We start from the raw sequence: 20647 nt of genomic DNA on the forward strand, positions 1-20647 counted from the left end.
TGATCAGTGACTCGGGGGTTTATGCATGATCGTCGAAACGTCCCATCCGATCGTGGACGCGGTACTGGATCAGCATCGCGATGCGGTCGGGACCCAACTTCCGGCCTACCGAAACCATGTGCTGCGCAGCCTCAATTACCAGAGCCTGTTGCTGGGCGAGCCGGTGTCCGATGCGGCGGCGCTGGCCTGGGCGATCCACGACCTGGGCGTGTGGACCGCGGAGACGTGGGACTATCTCGAGCCCTCCGCCGATCTGGCCGACGTACACGCGGCCGAGTTCGGCATCACCGACATCGACGCGGTTCGACGCATGGTGCTCGACCATCACCGCCTGCGTCGCAATGACAACAGGGTGGTCGAGACCTTCCGCATCGCCGATCGCATAGACGCCACCCGCGGCCGCCTGTACCGACCGCTGACCCGCGCCGACATCGACACGGTCGTGGGACAACTGCCCTACCTCGGCTTCCACACCTACCTGGCCCGCCGCGCCCTCACCTACGCCGTCGCCCATCCGCTCCGGCCACTACCGATGGTCCGCTGGTAGCCGGTCCCGGCAGCAGCGGCTCCGGGACCGCTACCCGCGTCCGGCCTCCGCCAATTCAGCCTTCACCACGGCGTAGGCCGTGGATTGAGTAATGCCGCGCCGGGCGAGCATGCCGACCAGGCGGCGAATTGCTTTCTCGCGGTCCAGATCCCGGGGCATAGTGCGGAGTTTGGCGCGGACCAGGTCGGTGGCGCGGGTGTGCTCGTCGTCGTGCGAGGCGGGATCCGATGGCTCGGCCTGGTCGCCGGGCTGCTCGGCCGCCCGGGGCGTCGCGGTGGCGGCCAATTCGGCCGACACCACCTGGTAGGCGGTGCCCGGTTGGTAGCCGCGGCGGGCCAGCATGCCGACCAGGCGGCGAGTGGCCGTGTCGCGGTCGAGGCTCGGGGACAGGGTGCGCAGTTTGGCCCGGACCAGGTCGGCGGCGGAATCCGCGTCGTCGGAAGCGGATTCGGGGCGTGCTGCGGCGGGCTTCGAACGGAGCGGCGGCACGGTGCCGGGGGCGTCCGCTTCGCCGCGTTGCATTGTCATTGTGGCAAGTTCGGCGGTCACTACGCCGAAGGCGGTGGCGGGGCTGTAGCCACGCCGGGCCAACATGGCGACCAAGCGTGCGATGGCTTTGTCGCGATCGACCTCCGGGGACAAGGTCTTCAGCTTGCGGCGGACCATCTCCGCGGCGCGCGCGTCCTCGTCCTCGGTGGTCACCGATTCCAGAGCTGGTTCGGCCTGCTCCGGCGCGATTCCCTTGCGGCGCAACTCCTCCGCCAGCACCTTCTTCCCTTTCCCGGCGTACAGGTGCCGGGAACGCACCCACTGCTGAGCGAAGGCGGCATCATCGATCAGTCCGACCTCGGTAAGCCGGTCCAGTGCACGCTTGGCCACCGGCACGCTGAAACCTCTGTCGGCCAACCGATCCGCGAGTTCGGAGCGACTTCGCGCACGATCGGCCAGCAGCCGCAGACACACCTCTTTCGCCTGCGCCTCGGTACCCCCACCCGCAGATCCGATCGATTCCCCGTGCCCCTCACCCGAATCCGGCCGCGACCGCCCGCGCCTTCCCCGCCCTGACGGCTCCGCCCCGCGCCCTCCCCTCCGATCGCGCCCCCGATCCGATTGCGCGTCAACGCGACTCGTCGAACGGCGCTGCGGGAATGCCTCCTCCCCATCCTCCGCGTAGTCCGCTACGGCCGCCCCATTGCCGGACCGATCCTCGTCGCTGCCGGTATCCGTCCCGGTGAGGGGCTCGGTATCGCCATGCCGCTGCCGTGACCGGCGGGCGGCTCCGCCGTCGGCTCGCTCACGTCGAGTTCGACCGGATTGTCCGGAGTCGGTGGCGGCGGCGGTGGCCGCGGCAAGCACCGCTCGAGCCGCACGCAGCTTGTCCTCCCGCGATCGACCAGCACCGACTGGTTCCAGATCGGCGGATTCGGCGCGGGTAGTGCTCGATTCACCGTCCCGAGTCGCGCTCGGCGCGGGTGGGTTCTCTCCGTCCGTTGGATCATCTCCGGCCCGGGCGCACCGGCCCAGCTGGGCGGCATGCGGCGTGGAGTCGTCGGCAGGCGCGGGGCCGATGGCGGACGCGGCCTGAGCGGAGCGGTTGCCGGATTGATGGTCCGGCGGCCCGGGGTCTCGGCTCGCATCGGAGGATTGTGGTCGCGACAGCTCGGAGAGCTTCGGTCGGTGCGACGGTGGCGGCTCGGGTGTGGTGGTCGCGTCGTCGGTGGTGCGCCAGGTGGAGCGATTGATGTCCGGTGAATTGTCTTCGGGGACAGGGTGATAGGACGCGACGGAGGTGGACGGGCCGTAGTTCCAGGTGCCGACGCCGGTGGTGTAGGGGTCGGCGGAGTCGAAGAGATCGTGACCGGGCTCGGGGGTTCGGGGCCTGGGAGCGGCGGGGCGGGACGCGCGGCCGGCGGCTCGGGCGGCGGAGGACTCCAGTTGGCGGCGGAGGCGTTCCACCGCTTCCAGGCGAGCGGGCCCCGGCGAATCAGGCCGGGGCCCTTCGGGTTCCCGAGGAGTCATGGATCAGAAGTCGGCGGGGGCCTCTTCGGCGGTGACGTCCGCGCCGATGCCGAGCTTCTCCTTGATCTTCTTCTCGATCTCGTCGCGGACATCGGTGTTCTCGAGGAGGAACTTGCGGGCGTTCTCCTTGCCCTGGCCGAGCTGGTCGCCCTCGTAGGTGTACCAGGAGCCGGACTTGCGGATGAAGCCCTGATCGACACCCATGTCGATGATCGAGCCCTCCTTGGAGATGCCGATGCCGTAGAGGATGTCGAACTCGGCCTGCTTGAACGGCGGGCTCACCTTGTTCTTGACGACCTTCACGCGGGTGCGGTTACCGACCGCGTCCGAACCGTCCTTGAGGGTCTCGATACGGCGAACGTCCAGGCGGACCGAGGCGTAGAACTTCAGCGCCTTACCACCGGTGGTGGTCTCGGGGGAGCCGAACATGACGCCGATCTTCTCGCGCAGCTGGTTGATGAAGATGGCGGTGGTGCCGGAGTTGTTGAGCGCGCTGGTCATCTTGCGCAGCGCCTGGCTCATCAGGCGGGCCTGCAGACCGACGTGGCTGTCGCCCATCTCGCCCTCGATCTCGGCGCGCGGCACCAGGGCGGCGACGGAGTCGATGACGATGATGTCGATGGCGCCGGAACGCACCAGCATGTCGGCGATTTCGAGGGCCTGCTCACCGGTGTCCGGCTGGGAGACCAGCAGCGCGTCGGTGTCGACACCCAGCTTGCGGGCGTAGTCGGGATCCAGCGCGTGCTCGGCGTCGATGAAGGCGGCGACACCGCCGGCGGCCTGCGCATTGGCGACCGCGTGCAGGGCGACGGTGGTCTTACCCGAGGATTCCGGACCGTAGATCTCGACGATGCGGCCGCGCGGCAGGCCGCCCAGGCCCAGCGCCACATCCAGCGCGATGGAGCCGGTCGGAATCACCGAAATGGGCTGACGCGCCTCCTCGCCCAGACGCATGACCGCGCCTTTGCCGAAGCTCTTCTCCACCTGCGCGAGCGCGAGCTCGAGCGCCTTGTCACGATCGAAAGCCTGTGGTGCCATCGTCTGATCCCCTTCTCAACGGGTGTGTCTCATGCTGTGGTTGGCGCCCACGTTAGAGGGCGGCACCGACAAGTTCCGACGACGAGCTTAGACGAACAGGTGTTCGATGCAAGTGACGCGCTGGGCGACACGCGAAAGACCCGATGGCAAACGGTCGGCAAGCGCACTGCGACCCGGCGCGGCTCAGGGCGCGATCGCGATCTTCTTGGCGTCGATGAGGCTCTGCGACTGCTTGAAGACCCGCAGCGCGGGCGTCACCTCCACATCATTGATCCCCGGCAGCGCACCCAGCCGTTCGGTGACATACCGGTAGAGATGCGCATTGTCCCGGCACACCACCGACACCGTCAGATTCGCCGTGCCGGTGATCGCGGCCAGGTACGCCACCTCCGGATGCCTCGCGATCGCCTGCCCCACCTCCTCCAGATGCGCCGGATGCACCCGCAGCCACAACAGCGCCCGTGAGGTGTAACCCATGAGTTCCAAGGCGAAATCGAGATCGAAGTAGAGCACGCCGGACTCGATCAGCTCGTTCATCCGCCGCGCCACCCGGGTCGCGCTCCACCCGGTCGCGGCGGCCAGTTGCGCGTACGGCGCGCGGCCGTCTTTGGCCAGGATGGCCAGCATCGCCTCGTCCTCCCGCGACAGCGTGACCGGCGTCTCCGGCCCCAGCGGATCCCACATGGGCGGCCGCGGCCCGAGTTCGGCCAAGTGCGCGGGCGTCAGCAGGCGGCTGTAGCGCGGCCACTCCTCGACGAAGGGGAACTGCCGCATGACCTCGTACACCGTCATGCCGAGCACCGGGGTGGCCCCCGGGATCATGCGCAGCAGCAATTCGTCCCGCCGCTGCATCGACCGTGTCCGCCCCACGCACATGACTTCGAAACCGGTGGTCAGCAAGGCCACCCAGCTCAATTCCCGCACCCGGGCCAGGGATTCGGCCAGGGCCACCGCCTTGGCGGGTGTGGAGGTGATGCGCATGATCCAGCGGGGTTGACCGAGCGGCACGGTGTTCACCTGCCCCGCGACATGGATGATTCCGCGGGTGCGCAGTGACCGATACCGCCGCGCCACCGTCTGCTCGGAGACGCCGAGGATCGCCCCCAGCCGCGCGAACGGGATGCGCGCATCGGTGACCAGGCCGTGCACGATCTGTTTGTCGAGCACATCCAGGACGGAGGAATCATCCCAGTCTTCCTCGAACATAGGAGGAATATACCGCATGAACCTCGACAGCTAGGTGGATACGAGCGGCTACCCCATGCTTGGAGACGAAATCGTTCGTTCTCTGGAGGTTCTCATGCGGAAGTGGTTGCCCCTCTTCGCCGCGTGCCTGGGCTCACTGATGCTGCTCATCGACGTCACCATCGTGAATGTGGCGCTGCCGGACATCGCCGCCGACCTGGGCACCGGGCTGTCCGGGCTGCAATGGGTCGTCGACGGCTACGCGCTGGCGCTGGCCGCACTGCTGCTCATGCTCGGTTCGCTCGCCGACCGATTCGGCGCGAAGCCCACCTATCTGATCGGCCTGGCCCTGTTCGCGGCGGCCAGCCTGGCCTGCGGCGTCGCCGGGTCGGCGGGCGTGCTGGTGGTGGCGCGCGCGGCGCAGGGCATCGGCGGCGCGGCCATGCTGGCCACCACACTGTCGCTGCTGCACGCCACGTACACCGGACGCGATCGCGGCATCGCCTTCAGCGCGTGGGGCGCGGTGTCGGGTGCGGCGGCCGGTATCGGCGTGGTGCTGGGCGGCGTGCTGACCGATCTGCTGTCGTGGCGGTGGATCTTCTTCGTCAACCTGCCGATCGCCGTGGTCGCGATCATGTTGTCCGCCTTGGTGTTCGGGCCGTCGCCGCGGCACGCGGACCGACGCATCGACGTCGGCGGGATGCTGAGCTTCACCGTCGCGGCGACAACCGTCACCTACGGCATCATCCGGGGCGGCGAGCACGGCTGGGATGATCGCGGGGCGGCGGTGGCGCTGATCGGCGGCGCGGTCGCGCTGATCGTGTTCGTCCTGCTCGAATCCCGCAGTGCGGCACCGATGTTGCCGCTGCCCATGCTGCGCAGCGCGGGCTTCACCGCGACGCTGATCGCCGCGGTCGGCATGAGCTTCGCGGCCTTCGCGTCCAGCCCGCTGGTGTCGCTGTGGCTACAGCAGTACCTGCACCTGACCCCGCTGCGGGCCGGGCTGTCGATGCTGCCGATGTCGGTGTGCGCCTTCCTGACCTCGGGTATCTTCGGCCGGTTCCTGCACGAGGTGGCGCCGAGGTGGACGATCGGCGGCGGCCTGCTGGCGATCGGCGCGGGCAGCTCCCTGCTGACCCTCATCGGCTCCGGATCATCCTGGACCGCCGCCATTCCCGGCTTCCTGGTGATCGGTGTCGGCGTGGGTGTGATGGCTCCGCCGCTGATGGCGGTAGGCATGGCCGCGGTCCCGCCACGCCAGAGCGGCACCGCCGCCGGTGCGATCAACACCGCGCGGCAGCTGGGCCTGGCGCTGGGAGTCGCGGTGCTGGGCACCGTCTTCCGCAACGCGAGCGATGCGCACCCGATGACTCACGGCTTCGTGGACGGCCTGAACTCGGCGACGCTCACGGCGGGCGTCTTCGGAATCATCGCAGCCGCAGTGGTTTTCGCCCTCTACACCCGCGCATCCCACCCAATCCCCGAGAACCCCGTCCTCGTCCCGCCCGAGCCCGCGACGGTCGCCTGACCGGGAAATCGAGATCAGGGAGCTCTCGCGGTGGAATTCGCCCGAATTCCCCGCAGTGAGAGCTCCCTGATCTTGTTGTCACCGGAGGGGGAAGCCCAGGGCGTCCTCTTCGGGGGTGCGGGGGCCGAAGATACGGCGGTCGGACTCGGCGATGGGGACGTCGTTGATGCTGGCCTCGCGGCGGGACATGCGGCCGTCGGGGGCGAATTCCCAGAGCTCGTTGCCGTAGCTACGGTGCCACTGGCCCTCGTCGTCGTGCCATTCGTATTGGAAGCGGACGGCGATGCGGTTCTCGGTGAAGGACCACAGGTCCTTGCGCAGGGCGTAGCCGTTCTCCTTGGCCCACTTGCGCTTCAGGAAGTCGACGATTTCGGCGCTGCCGGTGAGGAATTCGTCGCGGTTACGCCAGACGGAATCCTCGGTGTAGGCCTGGGCGACCGTCTCGGGATCGCGCGTGTTCCAGGCATTTTCGGCCGCGCGGACTTTGAGCTTGGCGGATTCCAGGTCGAACGGAGGTAGCGGAGGACGCATGAAGGAGACCTTTCGATTCGGGTGTGGAGTGGGCTGGGCACCTTGCCGGGACACGGCAGGGGGATGGACGGGTGTAATGCCGCCGGATGTGGGCGGAGTCGATCACCGAGGACGAAGTTGCCAGGCAGCACGTGGAGGGCGGATGCGCCCGGTATTGGCTAAGGGTTGGTCGGGGACAGCTCGGGTTCACCCCAGCGCAAGGGTGTGGCGTCCGTGATTTCGACGACTTCGGTGAGGGTGAAGTCGATGGCGCATTGGGCACCGGCGGTGAAAGCGGCTTCCTCCCAGGTGATCTCGGCGGTACCGGTGAGTTGCAGGGTGGCGCCGGTGCGCCAGTCGGGAATCAGGAGGCCGCAACGCGGGTCGGCGGCGATATTGCCGAGGGTCATGAACATGGAGTTGCCACGGTAGTCGGGCCAGCGCAGGCGGGTCGGGGAAAAAACCTGCAGGAAGCCGGGATTGCCGCCGCGATGAGAGGCGTCGGCGTTGCCGTCGACATCGGCGGATGCGACGAAGAACGCGTCGGCGCGGGCGATGAGCTGCCGCTGAGACTCGTCCAGCGCGCTGGCCCGGCGCACCGTCGGAGTCCCGCTCGCCGCCCACTCCTCGATGCCACGGCGGGAGATGTACTTCGGGCAGTTCGAATACACCTGCTCGGTATCGATGTGCAGCCCGGTCGCGGTGGGTGCGATCACACCATTGACGCGCATCCGCCGCCGCAATTGCGGCTGCAACGCGATCATGCCGATATGCCGTGCGGTGTGCAGTGATTCAGCGAGCGGGTCACCGGCCACCGGCCGCGCCTCGACCTCGATGGCCCGCTCACCGGACGCATGCACGAACCCGGGCGACCCAACCAGCTGACCCGCCCACATCCGCCCACCGTCATCGGCGGCAGCCACCACGATCATCGGCTGCTCCGCCAGGAATTCCGCTGCCGCGGCCGGAATATCGGCGCGAATCATCCGCCCGACCCGTTGCGCAATATCCTCTTGCCCCATGCGTCGCTGCACGGCCAATTCCCCAGGGTGATAGCCGATCCCGCTCGCCGCCACGGCACCACCCTTCGCCGCGGTAGTACCGGTGGTCACCGCACCGCCGCCGGTCTCTGCGCCACCAGCAGTCGCGGCACCACTTGCGGTCATCGCACCACTGGCGGTCACCGCGTCGGTGGTCGATCCGGGTTCGCCCGACGGCGCACCGGGCTCATTTGTGGCCCATGCCTTCCCGTCGTGGTGCGCATCGCGTGTCGAGATGGCGTTCATGTGAGCTCCCATCGGCCGCCTGCGGAGGTGACCGGTCTTCTCGGGTGAATTCTGGTGCTGGTGGCGGTATTCCGGATCAGAAGAAGCCGCAGGTGGGGGCGGTGCCGGCGGGGGCGGGGGCGTGGTCGGCGCCGGAGGGGGCGTAGATCTCGAGTCGGATGCCGTCGGGGTCGGTGAAGAAGATGCCGCCGGAGGAGGCGCCCTCACCGTGGGCGACCACGCCGTCGTGGGCGAAGGTGACATTCCGGGCCTTCAGGGCGGATTCCACCTCGCGGACCTGGTCGATGGTGTCGACCTGGAACGAGAGGTGGTGCAGGCCGGGAGTTTCGGCGGAGAACTCGCCGTCACTCTGCTGCCAGAGGGTGACCTGGAGTTTGCCGTCGCGGCCGAGGAAGGCGAAGCGCTGGGCGCCCTCGCCGCCGGCGCCGAGCTGTTCGAAGCCGAGCGCGCTGCGGTAGAAGTCCACCGAGCGATCGAGGTCGGTGACATTGAGGCCGATGTGCCCGGTGACGAGAACAGGTGCGGTCATGGAGACCCCCTTCGGAAGATTTAACCATCGTAGTTCCTTTTACAGGTTAGAAGCTAGCGGCGGTGCACGCTTGCCGTCAACCCCTATAGTTGGTTTTGCCGGTTAGAAAGGAGTCGTCGGGCCGATGCGCGCACTACGGCGGTTACCCTCAGGCGTGCCAGAACCACGCCCCCACCTCGGTGAACCGCTCGCCCTGGACCTGCTCAACACCCGCTGGATCGCGGCGAGCGGACCCCAGGACCTGCTCACCGACGTGTCCGGGCTGCGGGAGTGGCTGGCCGACAACGACCTCGACCTGCCCGCCGACGAGCCGACGCTGCACGCGCTCGTGACGACCCGGGAGGCGATCCTGCGCGCGGTCCGCGGCGAGACCGCCGCAGACCTCAATACCGTCCTGGCGCACGGCCGCATCCGCCGTTCCCTCACCCCGGACGGCCCGGCCGCGCTCCCCGAGGTCGCCGAGCCGGCCTGGCTGCCCGGCTGGCTCGCCGCCGACAACCTGCTCCACCTGCTGGCGAGCACCCCGGACCGCATCAAGCAGTGCGCGCACCCGCAGTGCATCCTGTACTTCCTGGACACCTCGAAGAACGGCACCCGCCGCTGGCATTCCATGGCGGCGTGCGGCAACCGCGCCAAGGCCACCCGGCACTACGCGAGGAAGACGCAGGCGGAGTAGGCGAACCCGCTGCGGCTCAGAACAATTCGTCGAGCAGACGGTAGTAGGCCAGCCGCGCCGGATCGGGATCGGGCAGGCCGTAGGCGGCGAAGCAGGTCTCCACCTCGCCGTCGCTGAAATCGTCGGCGAGATCCCGTGCGGCCAACTCCGCCACGCGCGGGGGCAGCCGCAGCCTCACGCGGATCTGATCACCATCGCGACTTCGGCACGTCGAATTCCGCGCACAGCGCCCGCCATACGTCGCGGGGATCCACCCCCGCCTCGATGGCCTGGGCGCCCGTCCGCCCCATCGACGGCAGTACATGATCGGTCAGCAGCACGTCTCCCCGCGCCGTCCCGAACTCGGTATGCAACAGCTCCTGGAACTCCGTCAACCGCACGGCCGCGAGCCTACGCCACCGCCCCGCGCCCGAGCCAAACCCAGCAGTGGCCGGCCACCGCCTCCGACGACCGCCTCGCGATGGCCGGCTGAAAGGACGAACACCCGAAACAACTGTCGCGGCGACCAGCCAGATCTCGACTGTGCCGGGCGCCTCCGTGGCGATCGAGTGGGCCACAGCAGTCGGCACGACCGTTCCGCGTCATCACCGAAAGTCATGACGGCGGGTATGGGTTCGACCGCCGCGTTATCCAGAGCAGGTCCGACAGACCAGGCCGCAGGGGACGTCGGAACTTCCAACCGGCGTCGCGACCGAAAGTCAGGCGGCAGGTGGGGATTCGACGGCGGCGTGGCAGATTTCGACCGGGTCGGTGACCACGGTGATGCCGGTGGCGGCGGAGTAGGCGGCGTCGGTGTAGGAGGCGTCGTCGAGGATGCGTTTGACGGCGTCCCGGATGGCTTCGGGGGTGACGGGGCGGACCAGGATGGAACTGCCCTGGCGGGCAGCGCGATTGGCGAGTTCCCACTGGTCGCCGCCGCCGGGGACGGTGACGATGGGGACGCCGGCCAGCAGAGATTTGGCGAGCAGGCCGTGGCCGCCGCCGCCGATCACGACCGAGGCGTGACGCAGGATCTCGTCCTGGCGGCCCAAACCGGCTGTGGCCCAGGGCGGGAGGTCGGCGGGCGGGGTGTCGAGCATGGAGACGGCGACCCGGACGCCCGCGCCTTCGAGGGCCTCGAGGGCGATGTCGGCCAGGCCCGCGGTGCCGGTCTGGGCGGTCGACGGGGCGACCATGATCAAGGGTTCGTCACCGGGCGGTAGATCCAGGATGTGGTCGGTCGGCTCCCAGAGCAGCGGGCCGACCAGGTGCGCATTGTCCGGCCAGTCGGGGCGCGGCACCTCGAGGGCGGGCAGGGTGGCGACCAGGCGGGCGGTCGGGCCCGGGTCCTCCGGTGGCAGGCCGATACTCGCGCGGGCCTGCTCACGTTGCAGTTCCCCACGCCGGATGGCCCGCGACGTCAGCCCGCGCAGCACCGAATCCCGGGCGCGCCCGCGCATGCCTTCCCCCGCGGCGAGCCCACTCCCGATGGGCGGCAAGCCCTTCGACGGCAGGTACAGCGGGTGCGGCGACAGTTCCACCCAGGGCAGCCGCAGCCGCTCCGCCGCCATCCCGCCCCCGACGGTGAGCACGTCCGACACCACCAGTTCCGGCAGCATGGCGCTCAGGTCGGGCAGGATCTCGGTCGAAATATGCGCGGCCCGTTGATGAACTTTGGCGCCCGCGTCACTGTCGTCGTCCTCGGCCCGGGGTGCGAGGCCCTTGAGCCGCCGCACCCCGATCCCGGCCTCACGGGCCGCGTCGAACCACCGCGGGCTGGTGAACAGCACCGGCTCATCGCCGGCCGCCAGCAACCGCTGACACAACGCAATCGCCGGAAAGGCATGCCCCGGATCAGGCCCGGCCACCACCGCTACTCGCACGGCCCCAGGGTGCCACACCCCGCTCCCTCTCCTCCCCGCGACTCCAGCGCACGGCTGAGAGCCGTCAACGTAAGGCACGCGTGGCCGGCCGGGCTCCCCCGCCTCCCCGCCACTCCAGCGCACGGCTGAGAGCCGTCAACGTCAGGCACGCGTGCCGGCGGGCTCCCCCGCCTCCCCGCCACTCCAGCGCACGGCTGAGAGCCGTCAACGTCAGGCACGCGTGCCGGCGGTCCGAATCATCACCTATTTCGGGGGTACCCCCGGAGTTACCCGGAGGCTTACGAAATCAGTTGTCACGTTGGCATCGAACGCGAACCTGCTCAGCTTGCGAAGTGATAAAGCTCGAAGGTCAGGGCGTGGGCGCCGGGGACGCCTTCCTTCGGGCCGGCGGTCATTTCCAGGACGGCGCGGGCCTGGGTTTCGGCCGGCTCGGCGCCGAGGGCCTCGAGGTAGCGGCGGTGGGCGGTGAGGGATTCGACGGCGGTCCCGAAGGTGTCGGTGACGTCCAGCCCGTGGCTGCCGTCCGGAACGCCGTACACGGCGGCCCAGCGCGGCGACCAGGCGGGCAGCTCGGCGAGTTCGGGATGGATCCATTCGTTGCCCGCGTCGGACACGGCGTCCAGGGCGGCGCGGCCGACGGCGCGGTGGTCGGCGGAGTTGGCGTAGCCGCGCGCCCAGGTGTCGCCGAAGTTGAACAGCACCACCATGTCCGGGCGGTGGCGGCGGATGGCGGCGGCCAGATCCCGTCGCAGCGCCAGGGATTCCTCGATCCGCCCGTCCGGGTGCCCGAGGAATTCCACCTCGCTGACACCGACGATCTTGGCCGAGGCCCGCTCCTCGTCCTCCCGCAGCGGCCCGCACTCGGCCGGCGGCAGCCCCGCGATCCCCGCCTCGCCACTGCTGACCAACACGTAGCGAATGTCCTTGCCCTGCCTGGTCCAGCGCGCGACCGCGGCGGCCGCACCGTACTCGATGTCATCGGGATGCGCGGCGATGACGATCCCGCGCTGCCAGTCCTCGGGAAGCTGCTCCATATCCTGCATTGAACACCAGCCGCGACCGCCCACACATGGCCGACGCGAACTTCGCACCCCACCGCCACGCGGGGTGTCACAGCATGGCGAGCACGTCCTCGAAGGCCGCTTCCGCCGCCCCGAGCAGCTTCAGATCCGGGCCCAGACGTGACTTTTCGATGCGAACCCCGCCGAAGGCACGGCTCACCATGCTGCGTCGGTGGACCTGGTCGCGAACCCGGTCGATGGCCGGTTCCGGGAGCGCGGTGAAGAGGTCGCCGAGCACCACGAGTTCGGGCCCCAGGATATTGACCACGTTGACCAGGCCCAGGGTCATCCATTCGAGATAGCCGTCGAGCCGGGCTTCCCAATCACCCTGCAGCTCACGGAGTTCGGCGACGATCGCCCCGCGCGGACCGTGCTCGGGCATGCCGAGGGCGCGGCACAGCGCCGCCTCACCCACCTCGGTCTCCCAGCAGCCTTCGTTGCCGCAGTAGCACTTTCGTCCGCCGGGCCGCACCGTCATATGACCGATCTCGCCGAGATACCCCGCGGATCCTCGCAACAGCGCACGCTGAGCGATGAGCCCGCCGCCGACCCCGACATCGGCCGAAACGAAGACCGCATCGGCGGCCGCACGCCCGACACCCCTGACATGCTCTGCGAGCGCGCCGAATTCACCGTCGTTGCCGACGGTGACGGGCACGTCCAGCACCGCGTGCAGCCGCTGCCCCAGCGCCACCTCACCCCAGCGCAGGTTGGCGGCGTGGTGCACCAGGCCGTCCGCCCGCCGCACCACGCCGGGAACACAGACGCCCGCCGCCACCGGCCGCATGCCCAGATCCTCCGCGAGCATGGCCGCCGATTCCGCGACGTGGGTGATCACCTCGTCCGGTTCCCGTTGCCGCCCACGCAGATTCCAGCTGTTGCGCCCCATGACCTGCCCGCCGAAGCCGACCAGCGCGATCCCCACATGCTCGACCTGCACATCCACCGCCAGCACCACCGCCGCCTGTGGTTGCGGCAGCACCAGCAGCGAGGGCCGCCCGGCGCCGCGCGCCAGCCGCGGCACCTTCTCCTCCACCACCCCGTCCTCGGCGAGCCCGTCGACGAGCATTTTGATGGTGGACCGATTGAGCCCGAGCTCGACCGCCAGCGCCGCCCGGGTGGCGGGGCCTCCGATGTGTAGCAGCCGCAGGAGGCTCGACCGGTTGAATCGGCGCACCTCGTCCGGTCGGGCGACGGTCATGGACTCGGTAATACCATTGCGCGGCTCACCAACCTGTAATCGCCACGCTCAGCGGCCCGTTATCGCCACGCGGCGTCTGGAGAGCGCGTCGACGGTCGCGGCGAGCAGCAGCACCAGCCCGGTCACGATGGACACCACCGCCGCGGGCTGCCGCAGCAGGCCCAGGCCGTTCGAGACCACGGCCAGCACCGCGCCGCCGATCACCGCGTCGGCCACCCGGCCCCGGCCGCCGAACAGGGAGGTGCCGCCGATCACGGCCGCGCCGACCGCGAACAGCAGGGTGTTGAGCCCGCCCGCCTGCGGATCGACCGAACCGACCTTCGAGGAGTAGACGATGGCGCCGACCGCCGCGCAGGCCGAGCAGATGACGAAAACGCTTGCCCGCAACTGGGTTACATTGATGCCCGCGCGCCGGGCCGCCTCCAGGTTCCCACCGACGGCATAGATGTGACGGCCGTAGGTGGTACGGGTCAGCACATAGCTCCCGGCTGCCAGCAGCACCAGCACGATCGGAACCACATACGGCACACCGGAGATCACGATCAGCTTGCTGGGTGAACGATTCACGGTGAGCAACGTCGTCACCACGATCGCGAACCCGCTGAGCGCCACCACTTTCGCAACCACCAGCGGTGTCGGGGACGTGACCAGCCCGCGACGCCGCCGCCGCAGATGCCCGCCCAGCGTGACCGCCGCATACCCACCGGCCGCCACCACGCACAGCACCCAGCTCCCGGCCGTGGACAGATTCCCGTTCGCCACCGCATTGAGCACGTGCGAGGAACTGATCCCCAGCACCCCGCCCTCACCGATGAGCTGCAGGATCACCCCCTGCCACGCCAGGAACAGCGCCAGCGTCACCACGAACGACGGCATCCCGATCTTCGCGATCAGGAACCCGGTGATGCATCCGATGGCCGCGCCCACGCACACCGCGAGCAGCATCTCGATCCACGGATTCGCCTGAAACCCGATGACCGTCAGCACGATTCCCAGCACCGAGAACACCACCCCCGGCCAGATCCGCAGCAGCCCCGCCAGGATCGCGGCCAGCACCAGCATGGCGTTGAACACGAAGAACACCGTGGATCCCATGCCGGTCAACAGGTTCCCGTTGTCCACGTAGTGCATGGCCAGCACCGCCCCCGCCACCCCGGACGCCGTGCCCGCCGACAGATCGATCTCCCCGATCAGCAGCACGAACACGATTCCGATGGCGATGATGGTCTGCCCCGCCCCCTGCGCCAGCAGGTTCGCAATATTGTTGAGCGAGAAGAACACATCCGACATCAGCGAGAACAACACCACCAGCGCGATCAGGCCCAGGATCGCGGGCAGGGATCCGATATCCCCGGCGCGCAGCCGGGCCGCATAGTCGCGCAAGGCTTCTCGCGTCGACCGCGTCGTGGTGTCGATCCCGAAGTCGGTGATGGCGGTACCCGGTTCGGCCGCCGCCGATTCCGAAACATTGGTCATAGCAGTGGCTTCCTCACAGCACCGCGGCTTCCGGCCGCGCCAAGCCCAGATCGCCGGAACGTCCGGCGGTGATCAACTCCACCACCTGGCCGGTGGTGACATCGGCGGTCCGCACCTGCGCGGCCATCCGGCCCAGGTACAGCACCGCGATCCGATCGGCGACCTCGAACACGTCGGCCAGGTTGTGGCTGATCAGCACCACCCCCAGCCCCTGTTCGGCCAGCCGCCGCACCAGATCCAGCACCTGCCGGGTCTGCGCCACCCCGAGTGCCGCGGTGGGTTCGTCCAGCAGCACCAGATTGCTGTTCCACAGCACGGCTTTCGCGATGGCCACGGTCTGGCGTTGCCCGCCGGACAGGGCTGCGACCGGGGTGCGCACCGATTTCACGGTGCGCACCCCCAACGAGGCCAGGGTGCGCCGCGCCGCCTCCTCCATGCTCGCCTCGTCCAGCAGCCACGGCTTGCCGCGCTCCCGGCCGAGGAACATATTGGCCACGATGTCGAGGTTGTCGGCCAGGGCCAGGTCCTGGTAGACGACCTCGATGCCGAGCGCCGCCGCGTCCTTGGCGCCACGCAGGTGTACGGGTTCACCACGGAATCGCACTTCGCCGGAGTCGGCGGCGTGGATTCCGGCAACACATTTCACCAGCGTGGATTTGCCCGCGCCATTGTCGCCGACGAGTGCGGTGACCTCTCCCGCCGGCACGGTGAGGTCCACGTCGTGCAGCACGTGCACCGGTCCGAAACTCTTGTTCAGGCCGGTGATCTGGAGCAGCGGCTCACTCATGTCTCTCGATCCTCAGGCGATGCCGAGTTCGGTGCAGGCGGACTTCACGTCGCCCGAGCAGACGTCGGAGGCCTTCACGAAGCCCGAGTCCACCACCTGCTTGACCTCTGCCTTGGTGATCAACTGCGGTTGCAGCAGCACCGATTTCACGTCGCGCTTGCCCTTGGGATCCTGACTCACGCCCTGCGCCAGGGCATCCGCGGCGGCCTTGTCGCCCTTGGCCAGGGCCACAGCGAGTTTCGCGGCGTTCTCGGCCTCGTCCTTGATGGGCTTGAACACGGTCATGTACTGGTCCCCGCGCAGCACCGCCTTGAGACCGTCCACGGTGGCGTCCTGACCGGTCACCGGCACCTTGCCGTTGAGGCCGTTCTTCTTCAGCACCGTGATCACCGCACCGGCCAGGCCGTCATTGGCGGCGACGACGCCGTCGACCTTGCCATTGGCGCCGGTGAGGATCTGCTCGAAGGTGGTGCCGCCCTTCTGGTTGTTCCAGTCGTCGATGGCCTGGCTGCGCACCAGTTTCAGCGCGCCCGAGTCGTACAGGGGCTGGAGCACCTGCTCCTGGCCCTGGTGGAACAGGGTGGCGTTGTTGTCGGTCGGCGCGCCTTCGATCTCGACGACCTGCGCGCCCGGCTTGTCCTTCAGCGCGGTGGCCAGCCCCTGGCCCTGCAGGGCGCCGACCTTCACATTGTCGAAAGACACGTAGTAGTCGGAGGATCCGCCGAGGTTGAGGCGGTCGTAGTCGATGGTCGGAATGCCGGCCTGCTTGGCCTTGGCCGCAACCGCGCTGCCCACCTCGCTGTTGATGGAGGCGATGAGCAGCACCTTCACGCCCTTGGCGATCATGCCGTCGGCGAGGGTGGAGAACTTCTGGACATCGCCCTGTGCGTTCTGCACGTCGGCGTCGAATCCGGCTTCGTTCAAGGCTTTCTGCAGCAGCGGCTTGTCGAAGGATTCCCAGCGGGCCGAGGTGGCGGTCTCGGGGAGGATGACCCCGACCGTCCCATTGGCGCCGCCGCCCGAGGGCGCGTTCGACGAGGAGGTCGTACTGCTGGAATTGGATCCGCATGCGGTGAGGGTGAGCAGGCCGGACAGTGCGAGCGCGGCGGCGGCGTAACCCCGTCGGCGTCCGGACTTCGTCGGCGGGAGCGCGCTTTTCGTCCTCATCAGGGTGACCTTTCACGCGGCGGTCACTGGGTTGCGACCGCACACACGGCATATGTTGTGGGCAACAACATATGCCGTGTGAGTCACTCATATGGGACGTTTCGCCAAATCGATGCGGCCCGGTTCAGGGCAGCAGAATAACCTTTCCACCCGCGTGCCCCTCGATGATGAACTCGTGCGCCGCGGCCGCCTCCGACAGCGGGAACGTCTTGGCGATCGCCAAATCCAGCTTGCCCGTGGACAATAGCGGCAGCAACTCACGCCAGGCATTGCCGCGGATCTCGGTGCCCGGATCGGCCCCGGGACCCATACCGAGGGCCTTGAACCCCTCCGCGGCCGCCCGATCGAACGCCACTATGGTCGCGATCCGGCTCCGATCGGCCACCAGTTCCAAAGAGACGTCGACAGCTTCCTCGGTGGCCACCGTGTCGAGGGCCACGTCGATTCCGTTGGGAGCCAACGCCTTGACGCGATCAGCCAGTCCGGGGCCGTATGCGACCGGCTCGACACCGTAGGCGCGCAAGCGTTCATGCCGGCTCGGCGAGGCCGTGCCGATCACCCGCGCGCCCCGCGCCACCGCCAATTGCGCGGCCAGCGCGCCGACACTGCCCGCGGCGCCGTGGATCAGTACGGCGTCCCCCGGCCCGACGCCGGTCGCGGCGAGCAGATGCACCGCGGTCCCGCCGACGCTGAGCACACCGGCCGCATGCTTCCAGTCCACATCCGCGGGTTTGGGCACGACCCGGGCGGCCGGCACGGTGACGGCGGTGGCGTAGCCGCCACCCACCGGCGCGATCACCTCGTCACCGACCGAGATCGGCCCGGCCGGCCCCTCGGCGTCGGGACCCACGGCGGTGACCACTCCGGCCACCTCCAGGCCCAGCCGGAGCGGCAGCTTGCTGGGATCGGTGCCGAACGCACCGCTGTAGAGCTTGTAGTCGAAGGGATTCACCCCGGCGGCCCGCACCGCGATGCTGACCTCACCCGGCCCCGGATCGGGCACCTCGACCTCGACCAGCGACAAGACTTCCGGTCCACCGTAAGCGGTGGCAACGACAGCAGTAGCCATGCCGCGATCATACGAAAAAAGGACCGTCCGCCCGGCTACCCGGGCGGACAGTCCGAAAGTTTCGACCGATCAGAACTTGCTCAGCGGCGACTTGTCCTTCGAGCCCGACACCGCCTTGTACAGCACGTACAGACCGAAGATGATGGCGCTGACCAGCAGAATCGGGAACAGTGCCTTGATCAGCCACCCGAGCACCGCGAAGGCGATCCACACCAGGACGACGACGCCGAGAATCTTCCAGAACATTCCTAACCTCCCTAGTCTCCGAACCGCCGTCCGCGCGATCCGACACCATCCATACTGCGTCGCCCACCTGAGAAAATCACCAGGTCAGCACCGAAATCCGGGACAGATCAGGGTTCTCCCCGAGTCCCCCGACCGGGGGCAGCAGGCCATGTTCGCGGGGCGGCGGCCCGCCGACCTGCGACAGCCCGAGCCACGCCCCGGGAAGGCCCGGCTCATAGCGATGCAGACAGGTCAGGGATTGACGCGGAAGCGCTGGTCGGCCAGATCGGTGAGGGCCTGGGCCCAGCCGTCGAGGCGGTCGGCGGCGTCGCGCAGGCCGACCATGGCCCAGCCGAGATCGTCGGCGATGGCTGCGCTCTCGGGGACAGCCAGCACCCGGGCCGCGGCCGCGACCATGCCCTCGAACTCGACGACTCCGCCGTCGAGGCGGATGGAGACGGCCTGGACGTGCTCGCCCAGTGGCGAATTCGCGCCGAGCGCACCGGCGGCCCGCTCCATGGCGACAACGTCCTGTGCCAGCGCGTGCAGTGCGGCGGCCCCCGACGCGGCTGTTTCCAGAGTGTCGTTGAGATCGTCCTCGGGAAGCCTGCCCGTCCGTGCGATCTGCGAGTGCAGTCCGTGCAGTGCCCGCTCGGCCCGGACCAATCGGGCGATCGACGCCCGCGCCGCGGACCGGATCGGCGGCAGCTTCCGAGGAACGAAAGCGGCCTGCGGCAGCGGTTCCCGGCGCATCTCCAGATACCGCCGGGCCGTCACCGCGGTCCCGGTAACCAGCGCCACCGCACCACCACCGACCACGACCACCGCCCACGCCGGTGCCGAAATCAGCACCAGTCCAATGGTTCCGGCCGTCGTCAACCCCGAAGCTGTTCCCAGCCGGAAACTCCGACGCCGTGCCCGACGCCGCTTCCGCAACTCACGCTCCCGCGGATCCGCCCACTTCCGCACGGCCACCAACGCCTGCTCCCCCACACCCCGCAACGTATCCGGCAGCCGCTGCGCCAACTCCTCGGGCTCGAACCCGGTGGGCGCCAACACGTCTCGCACCGCCTCGGTGGCCCGCTCCCGCCGCGCCCGCTTCCCCCGGCCGCTTCCGGCCGGACCGGGCCCGGCCCCTGGCCCGCCCGCCCCGAAGCCAGGCTGCGCGCCATCCGACCGACGGCCGACTTCAGCTGCAGCGCCACCGGTCCGACCACGCTGGGCGGAACGGCTCGTGAAACCCGGGCGAGCCGTGCTCGTTTCGAAGCCGGGCGGCGAAGCCGACGGCACATATGCCGGAGGTGGTGTCGCACCGGCGGCGGTCCGACTCGCCGCGGTGGACGGCCGTGCTGCATCGGTGCGGGCGGAGTGGCCGTCGGAACCGGTCGAGTGGGGCGGATTGTGCTCCGGCGCTGGGACAGTGCCCCTAGGCGGTGCGGAAGCTGTTTCAGGCCGGGCGGTTTCGGAGTGCGCGGGAGGCTGCGGGTTTGCGGGCGGCGGGAACGGGGAGGGGAAACCCGGGATAGGGTCCGGGGTTTTGGCGCGAGTGCGGCGCAGAAAACGGGCAGGGGAGGTCGCGGGACTGTTGTCGGCCCGCGATCTCCCCATCGTGCACTACCTTTCGCGCAGCAGTTACTGCTGGGCGGCCTGGCCCTTGTTGAAGTTGGGCTGGGCGGCCGGCTGCGCGGGCTGACCCTGCTGGATCTGCTGCTGGGCGCCACCGGCGGGCAGCGAGTCGCCGCGCATGGAGGCGCGGATCTGCTCGAGGCGGTTGTGGCCCGCCATCTGGACGCTGGCCTGCTGGACCTCGAGCATGCGGCCCTGGACCGAGTTGCCCGCCAGCTCGGCGGCACCGAGCGCGTTGGCGTAGCGACGCTCGATCTTCTCGCGCACAGCATCCAGGCTGGGGACGGCGCCGGGGGCCGACAGGGTGGAGTCCATCTGCTGCAGCGAGGCCGAGACCTGCTCCTGCATCTTGGCCTGCTCCAGCTGCGAGAGCAGCTTGGTGCGTTCGGCGACCTTCTGCTGCAGCAGCATGGCGTTCTGCTCGACCGCCTTCTTGGCCTGCGCCGCGGCCTGCAGCGACTGGTCGTGCAGCACCTTCAGATCCTCGACGGACTGTTCGGCGGTCACCAGCTGGGCGGCGAAAGCCTCAGCGGCATTGGTGTATTGGATGGCCTTCTCGGTGTCGCCGGCGCCACTGGCCTGGTCGGCCAGCATAACCGCCTGGCGCGCATTGGCATTGAGCTTCTCGACCTCGTCCAGCTGGCGGTTGAGCTTCATCTCCAGCTGGCGCTGGTTGCCGATCACCGACGCGGCCTGCTGCGAGAGGGCCTGATGCTGGCGCTGGGCTTCCTCGATGGCCTGCTGGATCTGAACCTTCGGATCCGCATGCTCCTCGATCTTCGAATCGAAGAGGGCCATCAGGTACTTCCAGGCCTTCACGAACGGATTAGCCATCGATTGATCCCGCCTCCATAT

At 68.9% G+C, this 20647-nt stretch carries 20 protein-coding genes and 3 pseudogenes; 3 read left to right on the top strand and 20 right to left on the bottom strand.

Translation table 11 applies throughout. The features are described from left to right. The first annotated feature begins 25 nt into the window (after positions 1 to 25). Positions 26 to 547 (top strand): hypothetical protein, encoded by a 522-nt coding sequence (locus ABZ909_RS13205; protein WP_356998410.1) that lies wholly within the window; start codon positions 26 to 28, stop codon positions 545 to 547. 30 nt (positions 548 to 577) lie between these two features. On the opposite strand, the pseudogene ABZ909_RS13210 reads toward ABZ909_RS13205, so the two are convergent. The 5 genes and pseudogenes from ABZ909_RS13210 to ABZ909_RS13230 all read right to left on the bottom strand — a co-directional run. After that, positions 578 to 757 (bottom strand): annotated as a pseudogene (locus tag ABZ909_RS13210) (recombination regulator RecX); the annotation flags it as partial. A 66-nt stretch (positions 758 to 823) separates the two neighbouring features. Continuing rightward, positions 824 to 907: pseudogene (locus ABZ909_RS13215) on the bottom strand (recombination regulator RecX); the annotation flags it as partial. 171 nt (positions 908 to 1078) lie between these two features. Further along, positions 1079 to 1552, bottom strand: a pseudogene (locus ABZ909_RS13220) (regulatory protein RecX); the annotation flags it as partial. A 1017-nt stretch (positions 1553 to 2569) separates the two neighbouring features. After that, entirely contained in the window at positions 2570 to 3604 is a 1035-nt protein-coding gene (recA, locus tag ABZ909_RS13225; RefSeq protein WP_354839607.1) for a recombinase RecA, read from the bottom strand. A gap of 183 nt (positions 3605 to 3787) precedes the next feature. Further along, positions 3788 to 4810 carry an Lrp/AsnC family transcriptional regulator gene (locus ABZ909_RS13230; protein WP_356998412.1) on the bottom strand — a complete coding sequence of 341 codons (1023 nt, stop codon included), beginning with the start codon at positions 4808 to 4810 and terminating at the stop codon, positions 3788 to 3790. A gap of 94 nt (positions 4811 to 4904) precedes the next feature. On the opposite strand from ABZ909_RS13230, the gene ABZ909_RS13235 reads away from it, so the two are divergent. Then, positions 4905 to 6317, top strand: coding sequence for an MFS transporter (locus ABZ909_RS13235; RefSeq protein ID WP_356998414.1), 1413 nt, complete (start codon positions 4905 to 4907; stop codon positions 6315 to 6317). A 78-nt stretch (positions 6318 to 6395) separates the two neighbouring features. Here the strand turns inward: ABZ909_RS13235 and ABZ909_RS13240 are convergent, their stop codons facing one another. From ABZ909_RS13240 to ABZ909_RS13250, 3 genes are all read right to left on the bottom strand, one after another. Beyond that, a complete protein-coding gene (locus ABZ909_RS13240; protein ID WP_356998416.1) occupies positions 6396 to 6848 on the bottom strand; it encodes a nuclear transport factor 2 family protein in 453 nt (150 codons plus the stop codon). Positions 6849 to 7006: 158 nt separating this feature from the next. Continuing rightward, positions 7007 to 7888, bottom strand: coding sequence for a pyridoxamine 5'-phosphate oxidase family protein (locus tag ABZ909_RS13245; protein WP_356998553.1), 882 nt, complete (start codon positions 7886 to 7888; stop codon positions 7007 to 7009). Positions 7889 to 8189: 301 nt separating this feature from the next. Continuing rightward, on the bottom strand, positions 8190 to 8642 hold the full coding sequence (locus ABZ909_RS13250) for a VOC family protein (protein WP_356998418.1): 453 nt from the start codon (positions 8640 to 8642) through the stop codon (positions 8190 to 8192). Positions 8643 to 8796: 154 nt separating this feature from the next. Here ABZ909_RS13250 and ABZ909_RS13255 point away from each other — a divergent pair, with 154 nt between their 5' ends. Beyond that, complete coding sequence (locus ABZ909_RS13255) at positions 8797 to 9318, top strand: CGNR zinc finger domain-containing protein (RefSeq protein ID WP_356998420.1); 522 nt, start codon at positions 8797 to 8799, stop codon at positions 9316 to 9318. Between the two features lie 16 nt (positions 9319 to 9334). Here ABZ909_RS13255 and ABZ909_RS13260 read toward each other — a convergent pair whose 3' ends face one another. From ABZ909_RS13260 to pspA, 12 genes are all read right to left on the bottom strand, one after another. Next, a complete protein-coding gene (locus ABZ909_RS13260; protein WP_356998421.1) occupies positions 9335 to 9496 on the bottom strand; it encodes a hypothetical protein in 162 nt (53 codons plus the stop codon). 10 nt (positions 9497 to 9506) lie between these two features. After that, positions 9507 to 9698, bottom strand: a complete 192-nt coding sequence (locus tag ABZ909_RS13265; RefSeq protein WP_040859434.1) for a DUF3046 domain-containing protein — start codon at positions 9696 to 9698, stop codon at positions 9507 to 9509. Positions 9699 to 10016: 318 nt separating this feature from the next. After that, positions 10017 to 11180: a nucleotide disphospho-sugar-binding domain-containing protein gene (locus tag ABZ909_RS13270; protein WP_356998423.1), complete on the bottom strand. Its 1164-nt coding sequence runs from the start codon at positions 11178 to 11180 to the stop codon at positions 10017 to 10019. A gap of 320 nt (positions 11181 to 11500) precedes the next feature. After that, positions 11501 to 12214, bottom strand: coding sequence for a PIG-L deacetylase family protein (locus ABZ909_RS13275; protein WP_356998425.1), 714 nt, complete (start codon positions 12212 to 12214; stop codon positions 11501 to 11503). Between the two features lie 76 nt (positions 12215 to 12290). Further along, a complete protein-coding gene (locus tag ABZ909_RS13280) occupies positions 12291 to 13442 on the bottom strand; it encodes an ROK family protein (RefSeq protein ID WP_356998427.1) in 1152 nt (383 codons plus the stop codon). A gap of 48 nt (positions 13443 to 13490) precedes the next feature. After that, positions 13491 to 14918, bottom strand: coding sequence for an ABC transporter permease (locus ABZ909_RS13285; RefSeq protein ID WP_356998428.1), 1428 nt, complete (start codon positions 14916 to 14918; stop codon positions 13491 to 13493). A gap of 13 nt (positions 14919 to 14931) precedes the next feature. Then, a complete protein-coding gene (locus ABZ909_RS13290) occupies positions 14932 to 15705 on the bottom strand; it encodes an ATP-binding cassette domain-containing protein (RefSeq protein ID WP_040859440.1) in 774 nt (257 codons plus the stop codon). Positions 15706 to 15717: 12 nt separating this feature from the next. Then, a complete protein-coding gene (locus tag ABZ909_RS13295) occupies positions 15718 to 16872 on the bottom strand; it encodes a substrate-binding domain-containing protein (RefSeq protein ID WP_356998430.1) in 1155 nt (384 codons plus the stop codon). A gap of 124 nt (positions 16873 to 16996) precedes the next feature. Continuing rightward, entirely contained in the window at positions 16997 to 17941 is a 945-nt protein-coding gene (locus ABZ909_RS13300) for an NADP-dependent oxidoreductase (protein ID WP_356998432.1), read from the bottom strand. A 69-nt stretch (positions 17942 to 18010) separates the two neighbouring features. Then, complete coding sequence (locus ABZ909_RS13305) at positions 18011 to 18187, bottom strand: hypothetical protein (RefSeq protein ID WP_040859444.1); 177 nt, start codon at positions 18185 to 18187, stop codon at positions 18011 to 18013. A 231-nt stretch (positions 18188 to 18418) separates the two neighbouring features. Then, positions 18419 to 19225 carry a hypothetical protein gene (locus ABZ909_RS13310; RefSeq protein ID WP_356998433.1) on the bottom strand — a complete coding sequence of 269 codons (807 nt, stop codon included), beginning with the start codon at positions 19223 to 19225 and terminating at the stop codon, positions 18419 to 18421. 573 nt (positions 19226 to 19798) lie between these two features. Continuing rightward, the gene (gene pspA, locus ABZ909_RS13315) at positions 19799 to 20626 is read right to left on the bottom strand and encodes a phage shock protein PspA (protein WP_356998434.1); all 828 of its coding nucleotides are present in this window, start codon (positions 20624 to 20626) and stop codon (positions 19799 to 19801) included. Positions 20627 to 20647: the final 21 nt, after the last annotated feature.

Origin of the sequence: Nocardia sp. NPDC046763 (genome assembly GCF_040645495.1) — a bacterium.
Classification (GTDB): domain Bacteria; phylum Actinomycetota; class Actinomycetes; order Mycobacteriales; family Mycobacteriaceae; genus Nocardia.